Origin of the sequence: Mesorhizobium sp. M7A.F.Ca.ET.027.02.1.1, assembly GCF_004022985.1 — a bacterium.
GTDB lineage: Bacteria > Pseudomonadota > Alphaproteobacteria > Rhizobiales > Rhizobiaceae > Mesorhizobium.
Genome location: NZ_RZOL01000682.1, coordinates 1 through 1,815, shown reverse-complemented (window position 1 = coordinate 1,815; position 1,815 = coordinate 1). Strand labels below are relative to the sequence as shown.

Sequence of the window (1,815 nt, the reverse complement as noted above, 5' to 3'; positions counted from 1 at the left end):
CTGCGTGAGATCGTTCTTGGTGAGCTGCTTCAGCTCACAGACAGAGTCGACATCGTACTCCTCGGCGTCGTTGACCGGTCGGATCGCAGTTCCAAGACGAAACGATCCCTGTACATAAACCGCCGGATCGAAATTCCGCACCGTGCTCTCGGGCCGGTGAAACCAATCGCCTAGGGACGTGTAGCTCGTCTCGGCCTGTTCATACCGGGATACTGGAATGGCGAGCTCCTCCACGAGTGCCTGAAGGAATTTCTCAACCTGATCGTCTGTGCCTGCCATTTCCGAACTCCTCTATTGCCCGACCGGGTTTTGGCTTCGCCCGGCTTCCCCGAATCATCATCGACGAGGCATCTATGGGAATAATAATTATACGGATCGTGTAAATATGTCCATAGCCTTTTTACACGTATCGACGTTGAGGCTCGGAGCGATGTAGGGGAGCCATGCATGGCCCGAGCCCGCTTTTCAATTTGACCGCCAGCACTAATGGGAATATGAAATATACACATCGTCTTTCAATTCCAATATAGTTTCTATACGCATTGTGAGGTAATAATGAAGGACGAACGACCCGGGGTGCGTTGGGGCGTTGAACAAAGGCTGGAATTCATAGAGTTCCGGCTGTTTTGGGAAGGCGGGGTGAACCGCGCAGATATCATTAACATGTTCGGCGTTTCGGTGCCCCAGGCATCGAAAGACCTGACGCTATATCAGGAGCGAGCACCAGGAAATGTGGAGTACGACAAGAGCGCCAAGCGCTATATCCCGGCCCGAAATTTCGAACCGAGCTTCTTGACCCCTGGCCCGGAAGCGTACCTGTCTCGCCTGCGCTCCCTTGCGGAAGGACTATCAAAGCCGGCCGAATCCTGGCTTCGGTATCATCCCGAATCCGACATTGCTCTGACACCGCACCGTGATGTCGATACGGCCGTGTTGCGGGCAGTCATCGATGCAATGCGAGAGCAGAAATCCGTGGAAGTCCTGTACCAGTCCATGAACAGCATTCGTCCTGATCCCATGTGGCGGCGCATGTCGCCCCATGCTTTCGGCTATGACGGATTTCGCTGGCACGCGCGGGCTTACTGCCACCTCGACGCCAAGTACAAAGACTTCATACTGCCGCGCATTCTCGAAGCACGTTCCCCCGGCCCGAGCGGCGCGGGTGGAGAGAATGACCTGGGATGGCACGAGCGTATCCGGGTCGAAATTACACCGCATCCGGCGCTCGCCGAAAATCAGAAGAAGGTCGTGGCAAAAGATTACGGCATGATGGATAATAAAGCTGTGCTGTCGGTTCGCTGTTCGATGCTGTTCTATGTCCTTAAGAGGCTCGGATTGCTCCGGGATGCCGAGAAGGAAGCTCCGCGGGCGCAGCACATAGTTTTGCTGAACAAAGAGGCCGTGCGAGCCGCGCTGAAACGTGCCGAGTCTGCCGATGCGAGCGTGGCAGAGCAGGCATAGGCTTGGCGCGTCCGGCTCACTATGCCCAGATACGAGAGAAGTCCCGATCAATGCTATTGCGTTCTCGCTGAAACGCCTGCCAAAGCAGAAGCGGTTTTGGATTTGGCTCGACCGCAGGCCTTGATCAACCCGTCAACGCCCTGCGCCCCACCCTTTGCCTTCCAAGAAGATCATGCCGTCAAAGGCGCCGGGTTTGGCGGCATCCGCAGTTGCATAAGTGAGGCGCGATTCCACAAGCCGTTGCGTTTTTCGTCCCAGTATCCGGCCGCTCCAGCCGCCGCCTTGCGGACAGACCGAGATGTTGAAGCCGCCGGTTTCAGATAAGTCGTAAGCATCTTTTTCGTGGTTGGGACG

The 1,815-nt window shown here is 56.0% G+C and carries 1 protein-coding gene and 2 pseudogenes; 1 reads left to right on the top strand and 2 read right to left on the bottom strand.

What is annotated here, in order from left to right:
• A pseudogene (locus EN749_RS35075) lies at positions 1 to 279 on the bottom strand (nucleotidyltransferase); the annotation flags it as partial.
• Between the two features lie 276 nt (positions 280 to 555).
• Between EN749_RS35075 and EN749_RS35070 the strand changes: the two are divergent.
• The gene (locus EN749_RS35070; RefSeq protein WP_128364886.1) at positions 556 to 1,461 is read left to right on the top strand and encodes a WYL domain-containing protein; all 906 of its coding nucleotides are present in this window, start codon (positions 556 to 558) and stop codon (positions 1,459 to 1,461) included.
• Positions 1,462 to 1,593: 132 nt separating this feature from the next.
• Here EN749_RS35070 and EN749_RS37985 read toward each other — a convergent pair.
• Positions 1,594 to 1,815, bottom strand: a pseudogene (locus EN749_RS37985) (hypothetical protein); the annotation flags it as partial.